18 protein-coding genes are annotated in these 20,263 nt (G+C 61.6%); 6 read left to right on the top strand and 12 right to left on the bottom strand.

Annotation, left to right across the window (positions count from 1 at the left end; all coding sequences use genetic code 11):
* Positions 1-122 precede the first annotated feature (122 nt).
* From F2P45_RS21125 to F2P45_RS21090, 8 genes are all read right to left on the bottom strand, one after another.
* Positions 123-569 carry a hypothetical protein gene (locus tag F2P45_RS21125; RefSeq protein ID WP_166879588.1) on the bottom strand — a complete coding sequence of 149 codons (447 nt, stop codon included), beginning with the start codon at positions 567-569 and terminating at the stop codon, positions 123-125.
* Positions 570-766: 197 nt separating this feature from the next.
* Positions 767-2,854, bottom strand: a complete 2,088-nt coding sequence (locus tag F2P45_RS21120) for a 3-hydroxyacyl-CoA dehydrogenase NAD-binding domain-containing protein (RefSeq protein ID WP_166879585.1) — start codon at positions 2,852-2,854, stop codon at positions 767-769.
* Between the two features lie 156 nt (positions 2,855-3,010).
* Entirely contained in the window at positions 3,011-3,715 is a 705-nt protein-coding gene (locus tag F2P45_RS21115; RefSeq protein WP_166879582.1) for an ABC transporter ATP-binding protein, read from the bottom strand.
* Positions 3,712-4,476, bottom strand: coding sequence for an ABC transporter ATP-binding protein (locus F2P45_RS21110; RefSeq protein WP_166879579.1), 765 nt, complete (start codon positions 4,474-4,476; stop codon positions 3,712-3,714). Before F2P45_RS21110 ends, F2P45_RS21115 begins: the two co-directional genes overlap by 4 nt.
* Positions 4,473-5,750 (bottom strand): branched-chain amino acid ABC transporter permease, encoded by a 1,278-nt coding sequence (locus F2P45_RS21105; protein WP_166879577.1) that lies wholly within the window; start codon positions 5,748-5,750, stop codon positions 4,473-4,475. The genes F2P45_RS21110 and F2P45_RS21105 overlap by 4 nt, the downstream gene beginning before the upstream one ends.
* On the bottom strand, positions 5,747-6,691 hold the full coding sequence (locus F2P45_RS21100; protein ID WP_166879574.1) for a branched-chain amino acid ABC transporter permease: 945 nt from the start codon (positions 6,689-6,691) through the stop codon (positions 5,747-5,749). The genes F2P45_RS21105 and F2P45_RS21100 overlap by 4 nt, the downstream gene beginning before the upstream one ends.
* Before the next feature lie 169 nt (positions 6,692-6,860).
* Positions 6,861-8,099, bottom strand: coding sequence for a branched-chain amino acid ABC transporter substrate-binding protein (locus tag F2P45_RS21095; RefSeq protein WP_166879571.1), 1,239 nt, complete (start codon positions 8,097-8,099; stop codon positions 6,861-6,863).
* 129 nt (positions 8,100-8,228) lie between these two features.
* The gene (locus F2P45_RS21090) at positions 8,229-9,881 is read right to left on the bottom strand and encodes a 3-(methylthio)propionyl-CoA ligase (protein WP_166879569.1); all 1,653 of its coding nucleotides are present in this window, start codon (positions 9,879-9,881) and stop codon (positions 8,229-8,231) included.
* A gap of 246 nt (positions 9,882-10,127) precedes the next feature.
* Here F2P45_RS21090 and F2P45_RS21085 point away from each other — a divergent pair, with 246 nt between their 5' ends.
* From F2P45_RS21085 to F2P45_RS21060, 6 genes are all read left to right on the top strand, one after another.
* Positions 10,128-11,576, top strand: a complete 1,449-nt coding sequence (locus F2P45_RS21085) for a protein adenylyltransferase SelO (protein ID WP_267877365.1) — start codon at positions 10,128-10,130, stop codon at positions 11,574-11,576.
* Positions 11,577-11,587: 11 nt separating this feature from the next.
* The gene (gene msrB, locus F2P45_RS21080) at positions 11,588-11,983 is read left to right on the top strand and encodes a peptide-methionine (R)-S-oxide reductase MsrB (protein ID WP_166879563.1); all 396 of its coding nucleotides are present in this window, start codon (positions 11,588-11,590) and stop codon (positions 11,981-11,983) included.
* A gap of 15 nt (positions 11,984-11,998) precedes the next feature.
* Positions 11,999-12,634 carry a septation protein A gene (locus F2P45_RS21075; RefSeq protein WP_166879560.1) on the top strand — a complete coding sequence of 212 codons (636 nt, stop codon included), beginning with the start codon at positions 11,999-12,001 and terminating at the stop codon, positions 12,632-12,634.
* On the top strand, positions 12,631-12,906 hold the full coding sequence (locus F2P45_RS21070; RefSeq protein ID WP_166879557.1) for a BolA family protein: 276 nt from the start codon (positions 12,631-12,633) through the stop codon (positions 12,904-12,906). Before F2P45_RS21075 ends, F2P45_RS21070 begins: the two co-directional genes overlap by 4 nt.
* 108 nt (positions 12,907-13,014) lie before the next feature.
* Positions 13,015-13,794, top strand: coding sequence for a peptidylprolyl isomerase (locus tag F2P45_RS21065; protein WP_166879554.1), 780 nt, complete (start codon positions 13,015-13,017; stop codon positions 13,792-13,794).
* A 116-nt stretch (positions 13,795-13,910) separates the two neighbouring features.
* Positions 13,911-14,690 carry a peptidylprolyl isomerase gene (locus F2P45_RS21060; RefSeq protein ID WP_166879551.1) on the top strand — a complete coding sequence of 260 codons (780 nt, stop codon included), beginning with the start codon at positions 13,911-13,913 and terminating at the stop codon, positions 14,688-14,690.
* Between the two features lie 60 nt (positions 14,691-14,750).
* On the opposite strand, the gene F2P45_RS21055 is transcribed toward F2P45_RS21060, so the two are convergent.
* The 4 genes from F2P45_RS21055 to purL form a co-directional block, all read right to left on the bottom strand.
* The gene (locus F2P45_RS21055) at positions 14,751-15,095 is read right to left on the bottom strand and encodes an antibiotic biosynthesis monooxygenase family protein (RefSeq protein ID WP_166879548.1); all 345 of its coding nucleotides are present in this window, start codon (positions 15,093-15,095) and stop codon (positions 14,751-14,753) included.
* Positions 15,092-15,421 carry an NIPSNAP family protein gene (locus F2P45_RS21050; protein ID WP_166879545.1) on the bottom strand — a complete coding sequence of 110 codons (330 nt, stop codon included), beginning with the start codon at positions 15,419-15,421 and terminating at the stop codon, positions 15,092-15,094. Before F2P45_RS21050 ends, F2P45_RS21055 begins: the two co-directional genes overlap by 4 nt.
* Positions 15,422-15,514: 93 nt before the next feature.
* On the bottom strand, positions 15,515-15,961 hold the full coding sequence (locus F2P45_RS21045) for a hypothetical protein (RefSeq protein ID WP_166879542.1): 447 nt from the start codon (positions 15,959-15,961) through the stop codon (positions 15,515-15,517).
* A 108-nt stretch (positions 15,962-16,069) separates the two neighbouring features.
* On the bottom strand, positions 16,070-20,140 hold the full coding sequence (purL, locus tag F2P45_RS21040; RefSeq protein ID WP_166879539.1) for a phosphoribosylformylglycinamidine synthase: 4,071 nt from the start codon (positions 20,138-20,140) through the stop codon (positions 16,070-16,072).
* Positions 20,141-20,263 lie beyond the last annotated feature (123 nt).

Below are 20,263 nucleotides of genomic sequence, written 5' to 3'. Positions count from 1 at the left end.
CATTTCTGCGTCATCCGTTCTTGCCTCGATACCCTGCGAAAACAGGGCCACAACATGCTCGCAGTGCTACAGCGCGCATTTGTCGGCGCGCCTATCCCATCAGTTGCATAGCGGCTGAATAGTTACAAAAATAGTTCATTCGATACCGCGTTGGACTCAAGAAGCGAAGGTATCGAATAAGGCGCCCTGGCAAACTCAGTCTTCTTAACGGGATTCAAAAATATCGTTCCGGTCAAAATATGGGCGATCTCCTCTTCCTCGGAACCGATGCACTCGAACCAGTCTTTGTAGCCCCAGGGTTGCCCACATTGCCCTGATATCCTGGCATGCATTTCGTCCATGTTCAATTCAGATAACGCTCGTCGCGCCGAATCGGCTCCGTCATACGACGCTGAATTTTTTCCTTTCGAATATCCGCTTGCTCCGATAAAAATGGCATTCAACACTGACAAGCCATATGTCGTTGTCGTCATATCAAGAAAATGCGTATATTCGTGAAACATCGTGCGGAGCAGTGGAAACAATTGCTTCCACCTCGCGGCAACGTCGCCTTTCAGGCGCTCGTTCACGCTTTCTCTGGTAAAACCATCGAGCCGGATTACTTGGTCGAATGGATTGAAGGTTCCAGTAGTCGTTTTGTTTGGAAATCGTCGAATCTGCAAAATCTGCTCCCCGCTTGTTGATTCTGACTGTGTATCACCGCAGAGGTCGATAAAAAAGGCAGCGCCGGATTACCGGGGCTGCCTTGTTATCGGGACAAACCAAATCAGCTGTTGAAGCCCTTGCCTTCGGCAGCCAGTCGCACCATCAGCGGCGCCGGTTTCCAGGCATCGCCATGGCGGCCCTTGGCGTATTTCTCCATCGCCATCAGCACATTGGCCAAACCGACCGTGTCGGCGTAGAACATCGGGCCACCGCGGAACACAGGGAAGCCGTAACCGGTCAGATACACCATGTCGATATCCGAAGCGCGCATCGCAATGCCCTCTTCCAGGATCAACGCGCCTTCGTTGACCAGCGAGTACACCAGGCGCTCGACGATTTCTTCATCGCTGATCTTGCGGCGCTCGACGCCGATGTCGGCCGAGTGCTTGACGATCATGTCGTTGACATCCTGCGAGGCGTAGGCCTTGCGGTCGCCCGCCTTGTAGTCGTACCAGCCGGCGCTGGTCTTCTGGCCGTAGCGGCCCATTTCGCACAGCAGGTCGGCGGTTTTCGAGTAGGTGATCTCCGGCGACTCGACATAGCGGCGCTTGCGGATGTACCAGCCGATATCGTTGCCGGCCAGGTCGCCCATGCGGAACGGACCCATGGCAAAGCCGAATTTCTCGACCGCTTTGTCGACCTGTTCCGGCAGGCAGCCTTCTTCCAGCAAGAAACCGGCCTGGCGGCTGTACTGCTCGATCATGCGGTTGCCGATGAAACCATCGCACACGCCCGACACCACGCCGGTCTTGCGCAGCTTTTTCGACAGCGCCAGGGTGGTGGCCAGCACGTCCTTGCCGGTTTTGGCACCGCGCACGATTTCGAGCAGTTTCATCACGTTGGCGGGGCTGAAGAAGTGGGTGCCGACCACGTCTTGCGGACGGCTGGTGAAGTCGGCGATCTTGTTCACGTCCAGGGTCGAGGTGTTCGACGCCAGGATCGCGCCCGGCTTCATCACCGCGTCGAGCTGCTTGAAGACCGATTCCTTCACGCCCATGTCTTCGAACACGGCCTCGACGACGATGTCGGCCTGGGCGATGTCGGCATAGTTCAGGGTGCCGCTGATCAGGCCGACGCGCTGTTCGAACTTCTCTTGCGTGAGCTTGCCCTTCTTCATCGTGTTTTCGTAGTTCTTGCGGATCGTGGCGATGCCTTTGTCGAGCGCTTCCTGCTTGGTTTCGAGCAGGATGACCGGGATGCCAGCGTTGACGAAGTTCATGGCGATGCCGCCGCCCATGGTGCCGGCACCGATGATGGCGGCCTGCTTGATGTCGCGCGTCGGCGTGTCGGCTGGCACATCGGGAATCTTGCTGGCGAGGCGTTCGGCGAAGAAGGCGTGGCGCAGCGATTTCGATTCCGGCGTCTGGATCAGGTGCAGGAAGCGTTCGCGCTCGAACTTGATGCCGTCTTCAAACTTTTTGGTGACCGACGCGGCCACGGTGTCGACGCATTCCAGCGGCGCCGGGAAGGCGCCCGACATGGCCTTGACGGTGTTGCGCGAAAATTGCAGGAAGGCTTCGTGGTTCGGGTAGTTGACCTTGCGGTCGCGCACGCGCGGCAGCGGGCGCACGTCAGCGACCTTGCTGGCGAAGGCCACGGCCGAGTCGATCAGATTGGCGTCGGAGGCGAACACTTCGTCGAACAGCGCGGTGCCTGCGAATTTTTCCGACAGCACCGGAGTGCCGGAGACGATCATGTTGAGGGCCATTTCGAGGCCGACCACGCGCGGCAGGCGCTGGGTGCCGCCGGCGCCCGGCAGCAGGCCGAGCTTGACTTCGGGCAGCGCGATTTGCGCGCCCGGCATGGCGACCCGGTAGTTGCAGCCGAGAGCCAGTTCGAGCCCGCCGCCCATGCAGACCGTGTGGATCGCGGCGATGACCGGTTTGGTCGAGCTTTCTGCGACCTGGATCAGCGAGTGCAGCGATGGTTCGGTGAGGGCCTTGGGCGAGTTGAATTCCTTGATGTCGGCGCCACCCGAAAACGCCTTGCCGGCGCCGGTGATGACGATCGCCTTGACGGCGTCGTCCGCCAGCGCGCGGCGGATGCCGGCGACCGCTGCGGTACGCGTCTCAAGACCCAGTCCGTTGACTGGTGGATTGTTCAGTGTGATGACGGCAACGCTGCCATTGACCAGGTATTCGGCGCTCATGTCTCTTCCTTTGTTAGTGGGTTCAGCAGTCTTCGACTATACATCATAATAGAACGGTCGTATTATTTTTTGTTCGCGGATAAACTGGCGAAATTGGGTTGCCGTGGGGGCGCTGAGCCCTGCGCAGGCGGGAACCCAAGTTTCTGCGATTGCCCCTCAAACCTCCAACCACTCCTTGCGCACCCGCGCATCCGCCTTCAACGCCTGTGGCGTCCCCTCGAACACAATGGCGCCGTGCCCCATCACATACACCCGCTGCGAAATCTCCAGCGCAATGGCCAGTTTCTGCTCCACCAGCAGCACCGAAATCCCCTTCTCCTTCAGCGCCAGCAAATACTCCGCCACCAGCGCCACGATCTTCGGCGCCAGTCCCTCGGTCGGTTCATCGATCATGATCAGGTCCGGGTCGCCCATCAAACTCCTGCACAAGGTCAGCATCTGCTGCTCCCCGCCCGATAAAAACCCGGCCGCCACCGTACGCCGCTCCAGCAAGCGCGGGAACATCCTGTACATGTCATCGAGCGACCAGCGCCCCACGACGCCGGTCTTTTTCTGCCCCAGAATCAGATTCTGCTCCACCGTCAAGGTGGGGAAAATATCCCGGTTCTCCGGCACATACGCCAGCCCTTGATGGGCGATCTGGAATGCCTTCAAGCCCAGCACTTGCTCGCCCTTGAACAGCACCGAACCGGTCGCGCTGACCTGCCCCATCACCGCCTTGACCAGGGTCGAACGCCCCACCCCATTGCGCCCCAGCAGAGAGACGATCTCGCCTTTGCCGATCTGCAGATCGACACCGTGCAGAATATGTCCCTTGCCATAGAACGCATGCAGGTTCTTAATCTCCAGAATGGCGCTCATGCGGCTTCCTCGCTGCCTTCGTGGCCCAGATAGGCCGCCTGCACCGCCGCATTCGAGCGGATATTGGCCGGCGTATCGCAGGCGATCACCTCGCCATACACCAGCACCGCGATCTTGTCGGCCAAGCCGAACACCACGCTCATATCGTGCTCCACCATCACCAGCGATTTGCCCACCGTGACCTTGCGGATCAATTCGACCGCCGCATCGGACTCGGACCGGCTCATGCCGGCGGTCGGCTCGTCGAGCAAGATCACGTCGGCCCCGCCGGCAATGGTAATGCCGATTTCGAGCGCGCGCTGTTCGGCATAGGTCAGCACCCCGGCCAGCACCTTGCGCTGGCGCTGCATGCCGATCTGCTCCAATACTTCTTCGGCGCGCTCGTGGGCGTCGCGCAAGCCGTTCAAACGCTGCCAGAACGAGTATTTATAGCCGAGCGACCACAATACCGCGCAGCGCAGGTTTTCATACACCGACAGTTTTTCGAACAGATTACTGATCTGGAAGCTGCGCGACAGACCCAGGCGGTTGATTTCGAACGGCCGCAAGCCGCTGATGCTGTTCCCGTTCAAGCAAATAGCGCCCGAGGAAATATCGAATCGGCCCGACACCAGGTTGAACAAGGTCGACTTACCCGCCCCGTTCGGCCCGATCACGGCGCAGCGCTCGCCTTTTTGCACGGTCAGGCTGGCGCCCCGGATAATCTCGGAACGGCCGAAACTCTTGCGCACATCTTTCAATTCAAGTGCGGCCGTCGTCATGCGACACCTCCGCGCTGTTGGGCCACGATTTCTGCATTAACGTCACTCCAGACTGCGTAATATCCCGGCTGGAAGCGCCGGTAGCCAACAATGCCCGCCAGCAGGAAAGCGCCTGCCACCAGCCACGGCGCAGCCGATTTGGTGTCGATGGCCTGCCCGAAGCGGGTCATGACGCTGCCGTTGGCGGCGTCCAGGGTCAGGTGGTACAGCATTTCGATGCCCATCACCATGCCCACCAATCCGACCAGCGCGCAGACGCCCACGCCCAGCAGCGGCTTCCAGATGCGCCCGAACTTGCGTGCGCCGGCCACCCGCAGCAGCATCAAAATCAGGCTCGACAGTCCAGCCGGCGCATAGCGCACCAGCAAAATGAAGAACAGCCCCAGGTACAGTTGCCAGGCCGGCGTGAAGTCCGACAGCATCACCGAAAAGAACACGCCGACGATGGTGCCAAGCAAGGGGCCGAAGAAGAATCCAATCCCGCCGATGAACACAAACAGCAAGATGCTGCCCGAGCGGATCGCGCTGACGTTCTCGGCGCTGACGATCTCGAAGTTGATCGCCGACAGCCCGCCCGAAATGCCGGCGAAGAAGGCGGACAGGATCAGGGTCAGATAGCGCACCCACTGCGTGTCGTAGCCGATGAATTCGACTCTTTCGGGATTGTCGCGCACGGCGTTGGCCATGCGCCCGAGCGGCGTTTGCGTGAAGGCGAACATGGCGACCGTGCTGATGAACAGCCATGCGGCGATCAGGTAATACACCTGCACCTGCGGCCCGTACGTGATGCCCATGAAGGCCTCGCCGCGCACGCGGTTGGTGGTGATGCCGCCTTCGCCGCCAAAAAAGCCGGGGAACATCAGCGAGCAGGCAAACACCAGTTCCACCAGGCCGAGCGTGATCATGGCGAACGTGGTGCCGGACTTTTTGGTCGTCACGTAGCCGAACAGCACGCCGAAGCCCATGCCGGCCACGCCACCCGCCAGCGGAATGAGCGAGGTCGGCACAGCTGCGCCGAGGCCGCTGCTGTTCATCGCATGGATGGCAAAGAAGGCGCCCAGGCCGGAATAGACGGCATGGCCGAACGAGAGCATGCCGCCTTGCCCCAGCAGCATGTTGTACGACAGGCCGAAAATCATGACCGTGCCGATCTGGGACAGGATCGACAGCGCCGAGCCTTTGCTGAAAATCAGCGGAGCGAGCAGCAGGATCAGGGCAAAGCCGCCCCACACGAGGTAGCGGCCCAGATTCAATGGGGTGTAGGTGAGCCTCATTCGCGCGTTCCCATCAGGCCCTTCGGGCGGAAAATCAGGATCAGCACCAGCAGCAGGAACGGCAGGATGGCCGCGCTTTGCGAGATGGTCAGTTTCAGCACGTCGTAGCCGGGTGTCTCGGCGGTGATATCCGCACCGAGGCCGTTGAACACGCTCATCAGCGAATAGTCGAGCGCCACGGCGAAGGTTTGCAGCACGCCGATCAGGATCGAGGCATAGAAGGCGCCGGCCAGCGAACCCATGCCGCCGACCACGACCACCACGAAGATGATGCTGCCGACCGTGGCCGCCATGCCGGGCTCGGTCACGAAGGCATTACCTCCGATCACGCCCGCCAGTCCGGCCAGCGCGCAGCCGCCGCCGAACACCCACATGAAGATGCGCGGCACGTTATGGCCGAGCGCCTCGACCGCGTCCGGATGGCTGAGCGCCGCCTGGATCACCAGCCCGACCCGGGTGCGCGTGAGCACCAGGTAAATACCGGCCAGCATCGACAGGGCGACCAGCATCATGAAGCCGCGGTACATCGGGAAACTGGTCGAATACAGGGTGAACAGCGGGCCGTCGAGTTCCTTGGGGATCGGATACGGTACCGCCGCCCTGCCCCAGATCAGCTGGACCAGCTCGACCACCAGGAAAGACAGGCCGAAGGTAAACAGCAGTTCGGGAATGTGGCCGAATTTATGCAGCGGGCGCAGGCCGTAGCGCTCGACCAGCGCCCCGATCAGGCCGACCGCGACCGGCGCGAGCACCAGCGCCGGCCAGAATCCGAGCACGCTGCTGATGGTGTAAGCGATGTAAGCGCCGAGCATGTAGAAACTGGCGTGCGCAAAGTTGAGCACGCCCATCATGCTGAAGATGAGGGTCAGTCCGGACGAGAGCATGAACAGCAGCAGTCCGTAACTAATCCCGTTCAGCAGGGTGAACAGTGTAAATTCCATAGGTGTGATCAGGTTGGGTGGGCGTGCGGGCTCCACCGTGGTCGAAAACGCGAAGGTGGTGGACTTGCGCGCCGCAACCACCGGTGCCGAAGGCCCGTCCACCCTGCAGTCTTGCCGGGACGGCGCCGCCGGCTTGTGGCCAGGCGGCGCGTCCCTCGGCTTGGCAGCGTTATGCCCCGGGCCGCTTCATCTGGCAGGAAGTCGGCTGGTTCGCCAGGTAGGCGTCGATCTTCTTGTCCATTCTCCAGCCGTAGCCGGTATTTTCTTGATCGTACTTGATGTCTTTGCCGTTGGTCTTGGTCCAGGTGCCGATAAAGAGCGGCTGCTGCAACTGGTGATCGACCTTGTTCATCATGACTTCGCCGTTGATGCTGTTGAACTTGGCGCCTTCCATGGCGAACGCCACTTTGACAGGGTCGGTGGTCCTGGCGGCCTTGATCGCCTGGGCCAGCATGCCGATGGCGCTGTGGGTCTGGGCGGCGTAGTAATCGTCGTTGTATTTCTTCTTGAAGGCTTCGACGATCTCCTTGCCGACGAATTTGTCGTTGTTGACCATCCAGTTGCCGACGATCTTGACGCGGTCGGCGCCGGCCGCACCCATGGCGGTCGGCACGCCGGTGGTGACGCCGTAGTAGGTGTAGAAATTGGCCTTGAGGTCGGCATCTTTGGCGGCGCGGATCAGGAGAGCCAGGTCGGCGCCCCAGTTGCCGGTGATGACGGTGTCGGCGCCGGAGGCCTTGATCTTGGCGATGTAGGGCGAGAAATCCTTGACCTGGGCGATCGGGTGCAGGTCGTCGCCGGCGATCTTGATGTCAGGCCGCTTGCGCTTGAGATATTCCTTGGCCGAGCGGCTGACTGCCTGGCCGAAGGCATAGTTCTGGCCGATAATGTAGACGCTCTTGATATCCTTGTTGGGCGCCATGTAGGTGGTCAGCGCCTCCATTTTCATGTCGGAATTGGCGTCGAAGCGGAAGTGCCAGAAGCTGCACTTGCTGTTGGTCATGTCCGGGTCGATGGCCGCGTAGTTGAGGAACACGACTTCCTTGCCGGGATTGCGTTCGTTGTGCTTGTTGATCGCGTCGAGCAGGGCCAGGCCGACGCCGGAACCGCTGCCCTGGGTGATGTAGCGGTAGCCCTGGTCGATGACGGTTTTGAGCAGGGTGAGCGATTCCTGCGGGCTGGCCTTGTTGTCGAAGCCGACCACCTCGACCTTGTGCTCGCCGGCCCATTTTTGCTGGGTCGCCATGTCGGCGATCAGCTGGAAGCTTTTGAGCTGGTTCTGCCCGACCGGCGCGAAGGGCCCCGATAGAGGGTCGATGTAGGCAATCTTCACGGTTTCGGCCTGGGCCGAAACCGACAGCAATGCAAACGAAACAGCCAGTGTCAACGGGCGAATAGTCTTGATCATGCGTCTCCATCCTTCTCTATTGTCTATGCGGGTCTGATGCCCTTGCAGCGAGTGCTGCCCATCCTGATGCTGAAAACCTCTTCGTTAAACGTTCATCGTATTACGCCCACCGGCCGCCAGACCGCCGCCTCACGCCACCGGCAACTGATGCGCCTTGAACTGATCGCGCAGCTTGTTCTTTTGAATCTTGCCGGTCGCGCCCATCGGCAGCGCTTCGATGAACACCACATCGTCGGGCATCCAGAATTTGGCGATCTTGCCTTCAAAAAATGCCAGCATTTCTTCCCGCGTCATTTCCATCCCTGGACGTTTGACCACCAATAACAGCGGACGTTCATCCCATTTTGGATGCGCGATGCCGATACACGCCGCCTGCAGTACCGCCGGATGCGACATGGCGATATTTTCCAGGTCAATCGTGCCGATCCACTCGCCGCCGGACTTGATCACATCCTTGCTGCGGTCGGTAATCTGCATGTACCCGTCGGCATCGATGGTGGCCACGTCGCCGGTTGGAAACCATCCATCCTGGAGCACGTCGCCGCCCTCGTTCTTGAAGTAGCTCTTGACGATCCATGGTCCTTTGACCAGCAAATGGCCGTAAGTACTGCCATCCCACGCCAATTCGGTCCCGGCGTCATCGACGATCTTCATGTCCACGCCGTAAATCGCATGCCCCTGCTTCTGCAAGATCTTGCGCTGCGCATCTTTCGGCAAGGACAGGTGCTTGGTCTGCAAGCCCCCCGCCGTGCCCAGCGGCGACATTTCGGTCATGCCCCAGGCGTGGATGACCTCGACATTGAACTTGTCGATCAGGGTATCCATCATCGCCGGCGGACATGCCGAGCCGCCGATCACGGTGCGCCGGAAGGTGGAAAATTTCAGCTGATTCTGGAGCGCGTAGTTGACCAGGCCCAGCCAAACGGTCGGCACGCCGGCCGAGAAGGTGACCTTTTCCGCCTCGAACAGCTCGTACAGCGACTTGCCGTCCAGCGCCGCGCCCGGATACACCATCTTCGCGCCCGACAGCAGCACCGAATACGGCAAGCCCCAGGCGTTGACGTGGAACATGGGCACGACCGGCAGCACGGTGTCGGCCGACGACACGTTGAGCGCATTCGGCATCGCGGAACCATACGCGTGCAGCACGGTCGAACGATGGGAGTACAAGGCCCCCTTCGGGTTGCCGGTGGTGCCGGAGGTGTAGCACAGCGAGGCGGCCGAGTTTTCATCGAACAGCGGCCAGGCGTAATCGGCCGAACTGCTCGAAATCAAGTCTTCGTAGCACAGCAACTGCGGGATGCTGGTCTCGGCGGGCATGTGCTCGCGCCCGGCCATCAGGATGAACGCCTTGATCGTCTTGCAGTGGGCGGCCACGGCCCCGATCAGCGGCAGGAAGGTCAGGTCGAAGAACAGGTACTGGTCTTCGGCGTGGTTGGCAATATAAGCGATCTGTTCCGGATGCAGGCGCGGGTTGACCGTATGCAGCACTGCGCCCGATCCGGACACCGCGTAATACAGTTCCATGTGGCGGTAGCCGTTCCAGGCCAGGGTGGCGACCCGGTCGCCGAGCTTGACGCCCAGGCCGGTCAGCGCATTGGCCATCTGGCGCGCGCGCTGGTGGCAGTCGCTGTAAGTATAGCGGTGAATATCGCCTTCAACCCGGCGGGAAACGATTTCGGTGTTGCCGTAGTGCCTTGCCGCGAATTCGATAATGCTGGAGATGAGCAATGGCTGGTCCATCATTTGCCCCATCAGTGGGCTCATCGGGTAAGACGTCATCAATACTCCTGTCATCGCATTGCGGCTGCGCCATGGCAGCCGTGGGCCCAGTTTCGTACGACCGTGCTAAAACAGTCAATCAATTTCGATTGTGCAGTGCATCCAGACCGGATGGTCCAATGCACCAAGCCTGTGCGGCGCGCTCGCCGGGGCGTGCGGGCCCGGCCAAAAAGCAGCCGGTACGGTAGAATTCCGCTATTGTTTTCACCCCTTACCGCGACTGGATCCGCCATTAACGTCGATGACTTGCCGCTGGACAATTCGTTTGCCGAATTGCCTCCCGCTTTCTACACCCGGCTCATGCCCACGCCGCTGACAGCGCCCTATTTCGTCGCCGCCAGCGCGCGCGCCGCTGCCCTCGTCAACCTCGACCCGGCCCTGCTCGCGCAGGACGACGTTGTCGCCACCTTCACCGGCAACCACGTCCCGCCGCGCGCCAAACCGCTCGCTGCCGTCTATTCCGGCCACCAGTTCGGCGTCTGGGCCGGCCAGCTCGGCGACGGCCGCGCCATCCTGCTCGGCCAGCTCGCCGGTCCGCACGGCCCGATGGAGCTGCAACTCAAGGGCGCCGGCAAAACGCCCTACTCGCGCATGGGCGACGGCCGCGCCGTGCTGCGCTCGTCGATCCGCGAATTCCTGTGCTCCGAAGCCATGGCCGCGCTGGGCATCCCCACCACGCGCGCACTGATGGTCACCGGTTCCGACCAGGGCATCCTGCGCGAAACGGTCGAAAGCGCCGCCGTGGTCACGCGCATGGCGCCGAGCTTCGTGCGTTTCGGCTCGTTCGAGCACTGGTCCTCGCGCGACCAGCCCGAGGAACTGCGCATCCTGGCCGACTACGTGATCGCCACCTTCTACCCGGAACTGGCCGGCGCCCCCAATCCCTACCGGGCCCTGCTGGAAGAAGTCACGCGCCGCACCGCGCATATGATCGCGCACTGGCAAGCGGTCGGCTTCATGCATGGCGTGATGAACACCGACAATATGTCGATCCTCGGCCTGACGCTCGACTATGGCCCGTTCGGCTTCATGGACGCCTTCGATTCCGAGCACATCTGCAATCACACCGACCAGCAGGGGCGCTATTCCTACGCCAACCAGCCGCAGGTGGGCCACTGGAATTGCTACGCGCTGGCGCAGGCGCTGCTGCCGCTGATCGGCAGCGTGGAAGAAGCGCAGGATGCGCTGGAGGTCTACCAGAGCGCCTTCGCCGGCAAGATCGACGAGTTGCTGCGCGCCAAGCTGGGCCTGGCGAGCGCGCAGGACGACGACGCGCAACTGTTCGACGCCATGTTCACCTTGATGCACGCCAATCATGCCGACTTCACCCTGTTCTTCCGCCGGCTCGGCGCCCTGCGCCTGGACGCGCCGGAGCTCGATGCGCAGCTGCGCGACATGTTCATCGCGCGTGAAGATTTCGATGCCTGGGCGGTGCGCTACCGGGCCCGCCTGCGCCTCGACAACAGCATCGACAGCGATCGCAAGCTTGCAATGGACCGGGTCAACCCAAAATACGTATTGCGCAATTACCTGGCCCAGGCGGCCATTGAAAAAGCGCAGAACAAGGATTTCTCCGAAGTGGCGCGGCTGCTGGCCGTGCTGGAGCATCCATTCGACGAACAACCCCACAACGACCACTATGCCGCGTTGCCGCCCGACTGGGCGAGCCACCTGGCAGTGAGCTGTTCTTCCTGAAAGAGTCCGCCATGTCCGACAAAATCACCAAAACCGACGCCGAATGGCGTGCCATGCTCGACCCGATGGCGTACGAGGTCACGCGCCACGCGGCCACCGAACGCGCCTTCAGCGGCAAATTCTGGGACCATCACGAGCACGGCATCTACACCTGCGTGTGCTGCGAGACGCCGCTGTTCGCGTCCGACGCCAAGTTCGATTCCGGCTGCGGCTGGCCAAGCTACTTCACGGCGCTCGATCCGGCCAATGTGATCGAAAAAACCGACCGCACGCATGGTATGCTGCGCACCGAGATTATTTGCGCGGTCTGTGACGCGCATCTCGGCCACGTGTTTCCGGACGGCCCACCGCCGACCGGATTGCGTTATTGCATCAATTCCGCATCGCTGCGCTTCGACCCAACCTGATCAACGAATAACAATATGAAATTTCTGTTCGACTTTTTCCCCATCCTGCTGTTCTTCGGCGTCTTCAAAGTTGCCGAGATGTACGAGCAGACATCGTTCGCCATCGCCACCAAATTCTTGGGCGGACTCGTCGCGGGTGGGAACATCAAGCCGGACCAGGCGCCGATCATGATCGCCACGGTGGTCGCGATCGTCGCCACCACCTTCCAGCTGGTCTACCTCAAGCTACGCGGGCGCAAGATCGACGCCATGCTGTGGGTATCCTTCCTGATCATCACGGTGTTCGGCAGCATGACCATCTACTTCCACGACGATGTGTTCATCAAGTGGAAGCCGACCATCATTTACTGGATCTTCGCGCTGGTCATGGGCGTGATGCAGTTCGGCTTCGGCAAGAACCTGATGCGCCAGGCCATGGAAGCGCAGATCAAGCTGCCCGAGCCGGTATGGAGAAACGTCGGCCTGGCATGGATGGTGTTCTTCTTCGCGCTCGGCGTGATCAACCTGGTCGCCGCGTTTGTGATTTTCAAGGGCAATACCAGCGGCTGGGTCAGCTTCAAGCTGTTCGGCATCAACGGCCTGCTGTTCGTGTTCATCATCGTGCAGACCCTGATGCTGTCGAAATATATTGAAGCGGAGGAACAGGCATGACCCAGGCAACCCGTCCCGAGCGCATCCGCGCCCAACTGACCGCCGCGCTGGCGCCGAGCGTACTCGAACTGACCGACGAATCGGCCTTGCATGCAGGCCACGCCGGGGCCGCTTCGGGAGGCAGCCACTTCCGCCTGAGGATTGTCTCCGAGCGTTTCGAGGGGCTCAGGCTCGTCATGCGACATCGACTCGTGTATGATTCCGTGCACGATATGATGCACAATGAGATACACGCACTGGCCATCACCGCGCTGGCTCCGTCCGAGCTGTGAACCGTGCGCTTTCAGAGCGCTTTAAGAAATCTGTCCGACAATTGAACGTAAAGTAAAAAAACTAATCTAACCTTTGTCCAAGTAACTTTCCCCGAACAGGAATTAATAATGACCTTTAAGCCAGCCCGCTTGCTGTTAGCACTGATCGCCGTTGCCGCCATGCCTGCGTTCGCGCAGAACGTTGCTGTTGTCAACGGCAAGCCCATTCCTTCGGCCCGCGTCGAAGCAGTCGTCAAGCAAGTTGTCGCCCAAGGCCAGCAGCCGGATTCCCCAGAGCTGCGCGACATGGTCAAGAAAGACCTGATCGCCCGCGAAGTCATGATGCAGGAAGCCGTCAAGAAGGGTTTCGAGAAAGACGCCACCGTCAAGCAGCAGCTCGAGAGCGCGCGCCAGACCATTGTCATCAACGCCCTGGTGCGTGACTTCGTCAGCAAGAACGCCGTCAGCGACGCCGACATCAAGGCCGAATACGACCGCTACAAGGCACAGGCCGGCGACAAGGAATACCATGTCCGCCACATCCTGGCCGAGAACGAAGCCGATGCCAAGGCCATCATCGCCAAGCTCAAGGGCGGCGCCAAGTTCGAAGACCTGGCCAAGACCTCCAAGGACACCGGCACCGCCAACAATGGCGGCGACCTCGACTGGGCATTGCCGTCGTCGTTCCCGAAACCGTTCAGCGACGCCTTCGTCAGCCTGCAAAAAGGCCAGGTCGGCGAGAACCCGGTGCAAACGCCTGCCGGTTTCCACGTCATCAAGCTCGACGAAACCCGTCCGGCCAAACTGCCGTCGTTCGACGAAGTCAAGCCACAGATCGCCGAGTCGCTGCAGCAGAAGAAGCTGCAAGCCTACCAGGAAGACATGGTCAAGAAAGCGTCGGTCAAATAAGACCGGTGCACGGCGCACGATTGCCGCGCGCACGCGTGCGCCGCGGCTCGCTGGACTGATTGGCGGTATGATCCCGTCCAGCCGCCTACTTTTGTATTGATAAAGGATCCAAGATAATGATGTTGAAGCCTGCCCGCCTGTTGTTAGCCCTGATCGCGCTGACCGCCGCGCCTGCGTTCGCGCAAAATATTGCTACCGTCAACGGTAAAGGCATTCCTGCCGCCAAGGTAGATCAAGTCGTCAAGCAAGTCGTTGCCCAAGGCAAGCAAACCGATTCCGCGCAACTGCGCGAAGCCATCAAGAAAGACCTGATCGGCCGCGAAGTCATGATCCAGGAAGCCGACAAGCAAGGCTTCGGGATCCGTCCTGAAGTCAAGTCCGCGCTCGAAAACGCGCGCCAGAGCATCATCATCAACGCGATGCTGGCTGACTACGTCAAGAAGAACCCGGTCAAGGATCCCGAGATCAAGGCCGAGTACGACAAGTTCAAGTCCACGATGGGCGACAAGGAATACCACGCCAGGCACATCCTGGTGCCAACCGAAGAAGAAGCCAAGGCCCTCATCGCCAAGCTGAAAGCCGGCAGCAAGTTCGAAGACCTGGCCAAGGCCTCGTCGAAAGACGGTTCGGCTGCCAACGGCGGCGATCTGGATTGGGCCAGCCCGGCTGGTTACGTGCCCGAGTTCTCGAAGGCCATGGTTGCCCTGCAAAAAGGCGCCATCACCGACACCCCGGTCAAGTCGCAGTTCGGCTACCACATCATCAAGCTGGAAGACACCCGTACGGCCAAGATTCCGCCGATGGAAGAAGTCAAACAGCAAATCGCCGAACAGCTGCAACAGCGCAAGCTGCAAGCGTTCCGCGAAGACCTGATGAAGAAAGCGTCGATCAAGTAATTATTGGTCTGCTTCTTTGAAAAGGGCGCATCGTTTGATGCGCCTGTTTTTACGCCTACGCTATCCGTGCAGGGCGCGCGAGTCGGCCGGCGCTTCGGCGCGTTCTTCCATGCCGTAGTCACGCATCACGGCCGCCACCCGCAGGCGGTAATCGGCGAAGATGAAGGCACGGCCCTGCTCCTGCGTTTCGCGGTGCAGGGCGTGGTTGCGCCAGCCGCGCACCGCCTCCTCATCGCGCCAGAACGACAGCGACAGGATCTTGCCGGGGTCGGACAGGCTCTGGAAGCGCTCGATCGACACAAAGCCATCCATCTGCTCCAGATGCGGCTTGAGAGCCGCTGCGGCGTCCAGGTAGGCCTGCCGTTCGGCGTCATGGGGAACGACTTCGAAGATCACGGCGATCATTGGGCGGCCTTTTGAAAAGCCCCCTCCACCACCTCGGTGAAGGTGCGCTCTTCGCGCAGGATGAAACGCTTCTCTTGCGCCATGGCGAAGTTGGCGCGGCTTTCGGGGTCAAGGCGCAGGCGTGCGCGGTAGGCTTCATAGGCGGCCAGGCTGTCGAAGCCGACCAGTCCCCAGGCTTCGTAATTGGTGCCTTCGAGCGGCAGGAAGTAGCCGATCAGATTGCCGCCGCAGCGCGGGATGATGCGGCCCCAGTTCTCGGCGTAGTCGCGGAAGGCGTCGCGCTGGAAGGGATCGATGTCGTAACGGATGAAGCAGGCGATGGTCATGATGGTCCTCTGTTGGGTGAAGACCTGACTATAGCGGGATGCGCATCGCGGATGGTTCGGCGTGGGCCGAACCATTCACCGGCGAAGAGCGCTTTACAGCGCCTCGTCCCACAGTGTGACGTCGTGTGCGACGAAGGAGACGATACTCTCCGGCTCGGGCCACATGCCGCCCATTTCTTGTTCGGACAAACAAAAACTGGCTTCACCGACGGCGATGAACGCATAACGGCCTTCGCCTGTCTCGGAGGGAGGCGACTGGCTTTCCAGAATGCCGCAGACCTTGAATGATCCGGGAATATCGAGCGCGTCGGCGCCAACGATGGCAGGCAAACCGATGACGCGAAAATCGGTGACCGAGCCCTGGGTGATTTGCACACCGAGTTCGAGGTCCAGGCAGTCCCTGGGGTTGTCGTACGCTGGCACCAGCCGGGCGACGCCGCTGAACGGCACACTGCGGAAGCGGGCGACAAAACTCGGGAGTTGGGCGTAGCCGACCGGACGCATGGATGCGCTGTCGATGTCTTCAGTAGTGATTATCATGATGGTAGCTCCGCTTTTTCCGGATTGATGGCGACAGGCCCTGTGCCGAAGACCTGCGGTAGATTGCAAAACCGGGCGGTGCGCCCGGTTTTGCAAGTTTTTCCCGGCTTACCCCACCCACTTGCGCGCATTGCGGAACATGCGCATCCAAGGCGAATCCTCGCCCCACGATTCAGGATGATACGACTGCTGCACCGAGCGGAATACGCGCTCCGCGTGCGGCATCAGGACACTGAAGCGTCCATCGGCCGTCGTCACCGACGTCAAGCCCTGCGGCGAGCCGTTCGGGTTGAATGGATACGCCTCGGTGGCCGCGCCACGGTTGTCGACAAAGCGCATCGCCTTGACCACCGCGTCGATATCGCCCGTCTGCGAGAAGTCGGCAAAACCCTCGCCGTGGGCAATCGCAATCGCCGCCTGCGTACCGGCCATGCCGCCAAAGAAGATCGACGGCGAATCGAGCACTTCGACCATCGCAAAGCGCGCCTCGAACTGCTCCGACTTATTGCGCGTGAACTTCGGCCATGCATGCGCGCCCGGAATGATCGATTTAAGGTTGCTCATCATCTGGCAACCATTGCACACGCCCAGCCCGAACGTGTCGCCACGGTTGAAGAAGCGCGCGAACTGCTCCGCCAACTGCGCGTTGAACAGGATCGTCTTGGCCCAGCCCTCGCCGGCACCGAGCACGTCGCCGTATGAAAAACCACCGACGGCGATGATGCCCTGGAAGTCGTCCAGCCTGGCGCGGCCTGCAATCAGGTCGCTCATGTGCACGTCCACCGCCGCAAACCCGGCCTGGTGCATCACCCACGCGGTTTCGATGTGCGAGTTGACACCCTGCTCGCGCAAGATCGCCACGCGCGGACGCACACCCGTCGCCACGAACGGCGCGGCGATGTTCTCGCTCGGGTCGAACGTCAGCTTCGGCGTGATGCCAGGATCGGTTTCGTCCAGCAGGCGGTCGTATTCGGCATCGGCGCAGGCCGGGTTGTCGCGCAGGCGCGCGATGCGCCAGCTGGTGTCGCTCCAGACACGGTGCAGCGCGCTGCGCGCTTCGGTGTAGATCACCTTGGCGTCGCGCGTGAATTCGATCACGCCACGCTCGTTCGGCTTGCCGATGATATGGCTGCATGCGCCCAGCTTGTGCTCGCGCAGGACGTTCATGACGAGCGTCTTTTCATCGGCGCGCACCTGGATCACGGCGCCCAGTTCTTCGTTGAACAAGGCGCTCAGGGTCTGCTCGTTGCGCCGTTCGGCCACCTGGCCCGCCCAGTTCTTGGCGTCGCCCCAGTCGGCGCCATGGCCGGCTTCCAGCGTGAGGATGTCGAGATTGACCGACAGGCCGCTGCGGCCCGCGAAAGCCATCTCGCACAAGGTCGCAAACAGGCCGCCGTCGGAGCGGTCGTGGTAGGCCAGCAGCTTGCCGTCGGCGTTCAACTCCTGGATGGCCGTGAAGAAACCTTTCAGGTCGTCGGCGCTGTCCACATCCGGCGTCTCGTTGCCGAGCTGCTGGATGACCAGCGACAAGGCCGATGCGCCGAGGCGGTTCTTGCCGCGCCCCAGGTCGATCAGGATCAGCGCGGTCTCGCCCGCGTCCAGCTTGATCTGCGGCGTGAGCGAACGGCGTACGTCGTACACCGGCGCGAACGAGGACACGATCAGGGATACGGGCGAGGTGACGGCCTTGGCAATGCCAAGGCCGTCAGCCTTGGCCGCATCTTCGTCGCGCCATGTCGTGCGCATCGACAGCGAATCCTTGCCGACCGGGATACTGATTCCCAGCGCCGGGCACAGTTCCATGCCGACCGCTTTCACGGTGTCGAACAGCGCGGCATCCTGGCCCGGCTGGCCGCAGGCGGCCATCCAGTTGGCCGACAGCTTGATGTCGGAGATGTCGCGGATCGGCGCGGCGGCGATGTTGGTCACCGCTTCGCCGACCGCCATGCGGCCCGACGCGGCGGCGTTGATCACCGCCAGCGGGGTGCGTTCGCCCATCGCCATCGCTTCGCCAAAGTAGCCTTCGAAGCTCATGGCGGTGACGGCGCAATCGGCCACCGGCACCTGCCACGGGCCGACCATCTGGTCGCGCACCGTGGTGCCGCCAACCGTGCGGTCGCCGATGGTGATCAGGAACGACTTGTCGGCCACCGCCGGCAGCAGCAGCACGCGCTTGGCAACATCGGCCAGATCGAGCCCGGTCAGGTCGAGCGCCGGAAATTCATTGTGCACGTGGGTGACGTTGCGCAGCATCTTGGGCGGCTTGCCGAGCAAGACGTCCATCGGCATGTCGACCGGCGAGTTGCCCAGTTCCGGATCGATCAGCTTGAGCTGGCGTTCTTCGGTGGCCACGCCGACGGCGGCGAACAGGCAGCGCTCGCGCTCGCACATGGCGGCGAACAGCGCCAGGCTTTCCGGCGCAATGGCCAGCACGTAGCGTTCCTGCGATTCGTTGGACCAGATCTCTTTCGGCGCCATGCCGCTTTCTTCGAGCGGCACTTTGCGCAGGTCGAAAATCGCGCCGCGCTTGGCGTCGTTGGTGATTTCCGGGAAAGCGTTCGACAAGCCGCCCGCGCCCACGTCGTGGATCGAGATGATCGGATTGCGCGTGCCCATCTGCCAGCACGCGTTGATGACTTCCTGCGCGCGCCGTTCCATTTCGGGATTGCCGCGCTGGACCGAGTCGAAGTCCAGGTCGGCCGTGTTGGTGCCGGTCGCCATCGACGACGCGGCGCTGCCGCCCATCCCGATGCGCATGCCCGGACCGCCCAGTTGAATCAGCAGGCTGCCGACCGGAATGTCGTTCTTGTGCGTGTGCTGGCTCGAGATATTGCCGATGCCGCCGGCGATCATGATCGGCTTGTGGTAGCCGAACACCGCGTCGGGCAGGCCGGCGCTGAGCGCGCCCACATTCTGTTCGTAGGTACGGAAGTAGCCGCCCAACACAGGACGCCCGAACTCGTTGCTGAACGCGGCGCCGCCGAGCGGGCCTTCGATCATGATCTGCAGCGGCGAGGCGATGCGGTCTGGCTTGCCGTAGACGGCAGCGGCGCCGCGCTGGGCTGCCGGCTGGTTGACGTTGGCCGCGTTTTCCCATGGACGCACGGCGTCCGGGATCATCAGGTTCGAGACCGTAAAGCCGGTCAGGCCGGCTTTCGGCTTGGCGCCGCGCCCGGTCGCGCCTTCGTCGCGGATCTCGCCGCCCGCGCCGGTGGAGGCGCCGGGGAATGGCGAAATGGCGGTCGGGTGATTGTGCGTTTCGACCTTCATCAGGGTGTGCGTCAGTTCCGTCGACGGGGCGTATTCGTGCCCGGCGCCGCGCGGATAGAAGCGCATGACGGTGGCGCCTTCCATGATCGACGAGTTGTCGCTGTAGGCGACGATGGTCCCCCTCGGCTGCAACTCGTGGGTGTTCTTGATCATCTGGAACAGCGTCTTCAGCTGCGAGATGCCGTCGACGATCCAGTCGGCGTTGAAGATCTTGTGGCGGCAGTGTTCACTGTTGGCCTGCGCAAACATCATCAGTTCGACGTCGGTCGGGTTGCGCCCGGCGATGCTGAAAGCCTGGAACAGGTAGTCGATTTCGTCGTCCGACATGGCCAGGCCAAGCTCGGTGTTGGCTTTTTCCAGCGCGTGCCTGCCGGCGCCGATCACGTCCACCGATTCCAGTGGCCGCGCTTCAAGTTCGCGGAACAGGTCGGAGGCCTGGTCGGCGTTGCGCAGCACGCTTTCGGTCATGCGGTCGTGCAGCAGCGCTGCGACCGCCTCGGTCTCAAGATCGGAGAGCTTCTTGGCCGCGCCGATGCTGGACCCCAGCAAACCGGTTTTCAGGCTGATCGAAAAGGCGATCCCCCGCTCGATCCGGTGCACATGCGCCATGCCGCAGTTGTGCGCGATATCGGTCGCTTTCGATGCCCATGGCGAGATGGTGCCCAGGCGCGGGATGACGAAGAATTCTTCGGTCACCCCCTCGCGCGGGCTTGCCGCGGCAGGTTCGCCGTAGGTCAGCATCGCGTCCAGGCGCGACGTGTCGTCGGCCGACAGCGCGGCGCTGGTATCGATAAAGTGATAAAAACGCGCCTGGACCGCCGTAATCGCCGGGGCGACAGCTTGCAATTGGCTCAGGAGGCGTTGGCTGCGAAATACGGACAGGGCATTGGAACCCGGTAGTATCAACATGGTTGGAAGGTGGTTGATGCAGCGAGGCTGCGGGGTTAAAGGTAATGAAGGCACGAAACTGGGTAGGGCTGGAATCCTTTAGGCCGACATTATACCGTGTTGCCACCACGGCAGCGCGGCGTA

It is taken from the genome of Massilia mucilaginosa (genome assembly GCF_011682145.1).
Lineage (GTDB): Bacteria > Pseudomonadota > Gammaproteobacteria > Burkholderiales > Burkholderiaceae_D > Telluria_A > Telluria_A mucilaginosa.
The sequence above is the reverse complement of the archived record's forward strand: the minus strand, read 5'-3'. Positions and strand labels throughout refer to the sequence as shown.

Excerpts from the sequence above, each read along its gene's own strand:
- F2P45_RS21075 (WP_166879560.1), top strand. The coding sequence starts at position 11,999 with ATGAAATTTCTGTTCGACTTTTTCCCCATCCTGCTGTTCTTCGGCGTC.
- F2P45_RS21045 (WP_166879542.1), bottom strand. The coding sequence starts at position 15,961 with ATGATAATCACTACTGAAGACATCGACAGCGCATCCATGCGTCCGGTC.
- F2P45_RS21060 (WP_166879551.1), top strand. The coding sequence starts at position 13,911 with ATGATGTTGAAGCCTGCCCGCCTGTTGTTAGCCCTGATCGCGCTGACC.
- F2P45_RS21100 (WP_166879574.1), bottom strand. The coding sequence starts at position 6,691 with ATGGAATTTACACTGTTCACCCTGCTGAACGGGATTAGTTACGGACTG.
- F2P45_RS21070 (WP_166879557.1), top strand. The coding sequence starts at position 12,631 with ATGACCCAGGCAACCCGTCCCGAGCGCATCCGCGCCCAACTGACCGCC.
- F2P45_RS21110 (WP_166879579.1), bottom strand. The coding sequence starts at position 4,476 with ATGACGACGGCCGCACTTGAATTGAAAGATGTGCGCAAGAGTTTCGGC.
- F2P45_RS21120 (WP_166879585.1), bottom strand. The coding sequence starts at position 2,854 with ATGAGCGCCGAATACCTGGTCAATGGCAGCGTTGCCGTCATCACACTG.
- F2P45_RS21050 (WP_166879545.1), bottom strand. The coding sequence starts at position 15,421 with ATGACCATCGCCTGCTTCATCCGTTACGACATCGATCCCTTCCAGCGC.
- purL (WP_166879539.1), bottom strand. The coding sequence starts at position 20,140 with ATGTTGATACTACCGGGTTCCAATGCCCTGTCCGTATTTCGCAGCCAA.
- msrB (WP_166879563.1), top strand. The coding sequence starts at position 11,588 with ATGTCCGACAAAATCACCAAAACCGACGCCGAATGGCGTGCCATGCTC.
- F2P45_RS21095 (WP_166879571.1), bottom strand. The coding sequence starts at position 8,099 with ATGATCAAGACTATTCGCCCGTTGACACTGGCTGTTTCGTTTGCATTG.
- F2P45_RS21065 (WP_166879554.1), top strand. The coding sequence starts at position 13,015 with ATGACCTTTAAGCCAGCCCGCTTGCTGTTAGCACTGATCGCCGTTGCC.
- F2P45_RS21105 (WP_166879577.1), bottom strand. The coding sequence starts at position 5,750 with ATGAGGCTCACCTACACCCCATTGAATCTGGGCCGCTACCTCGTGTGG.
- F2P45_RS21090 (WP_166879569.1), bottom strand. The coding sequence starts at position 9,881 with ATGACGTCTTACCCGATGAGCCCACTGATGGGGCAAATGATGGACCAG.
- F2P45_RS21115 (WP_166879582.1), bottom strand. The coding sequence starts at position 3,715 with ATGAGCGCCATTCTGGAGATTAAGAACCTGCATGCGTTCTATGGCAAG.
- F2P45_RS21055 (WP_166879548.1), bottom strand. The coding sequence starts at position 15,095 with ATGATCGCCGTGATCTTCGAAGTCGTTCCCCATGACGCCGAACGGCAG.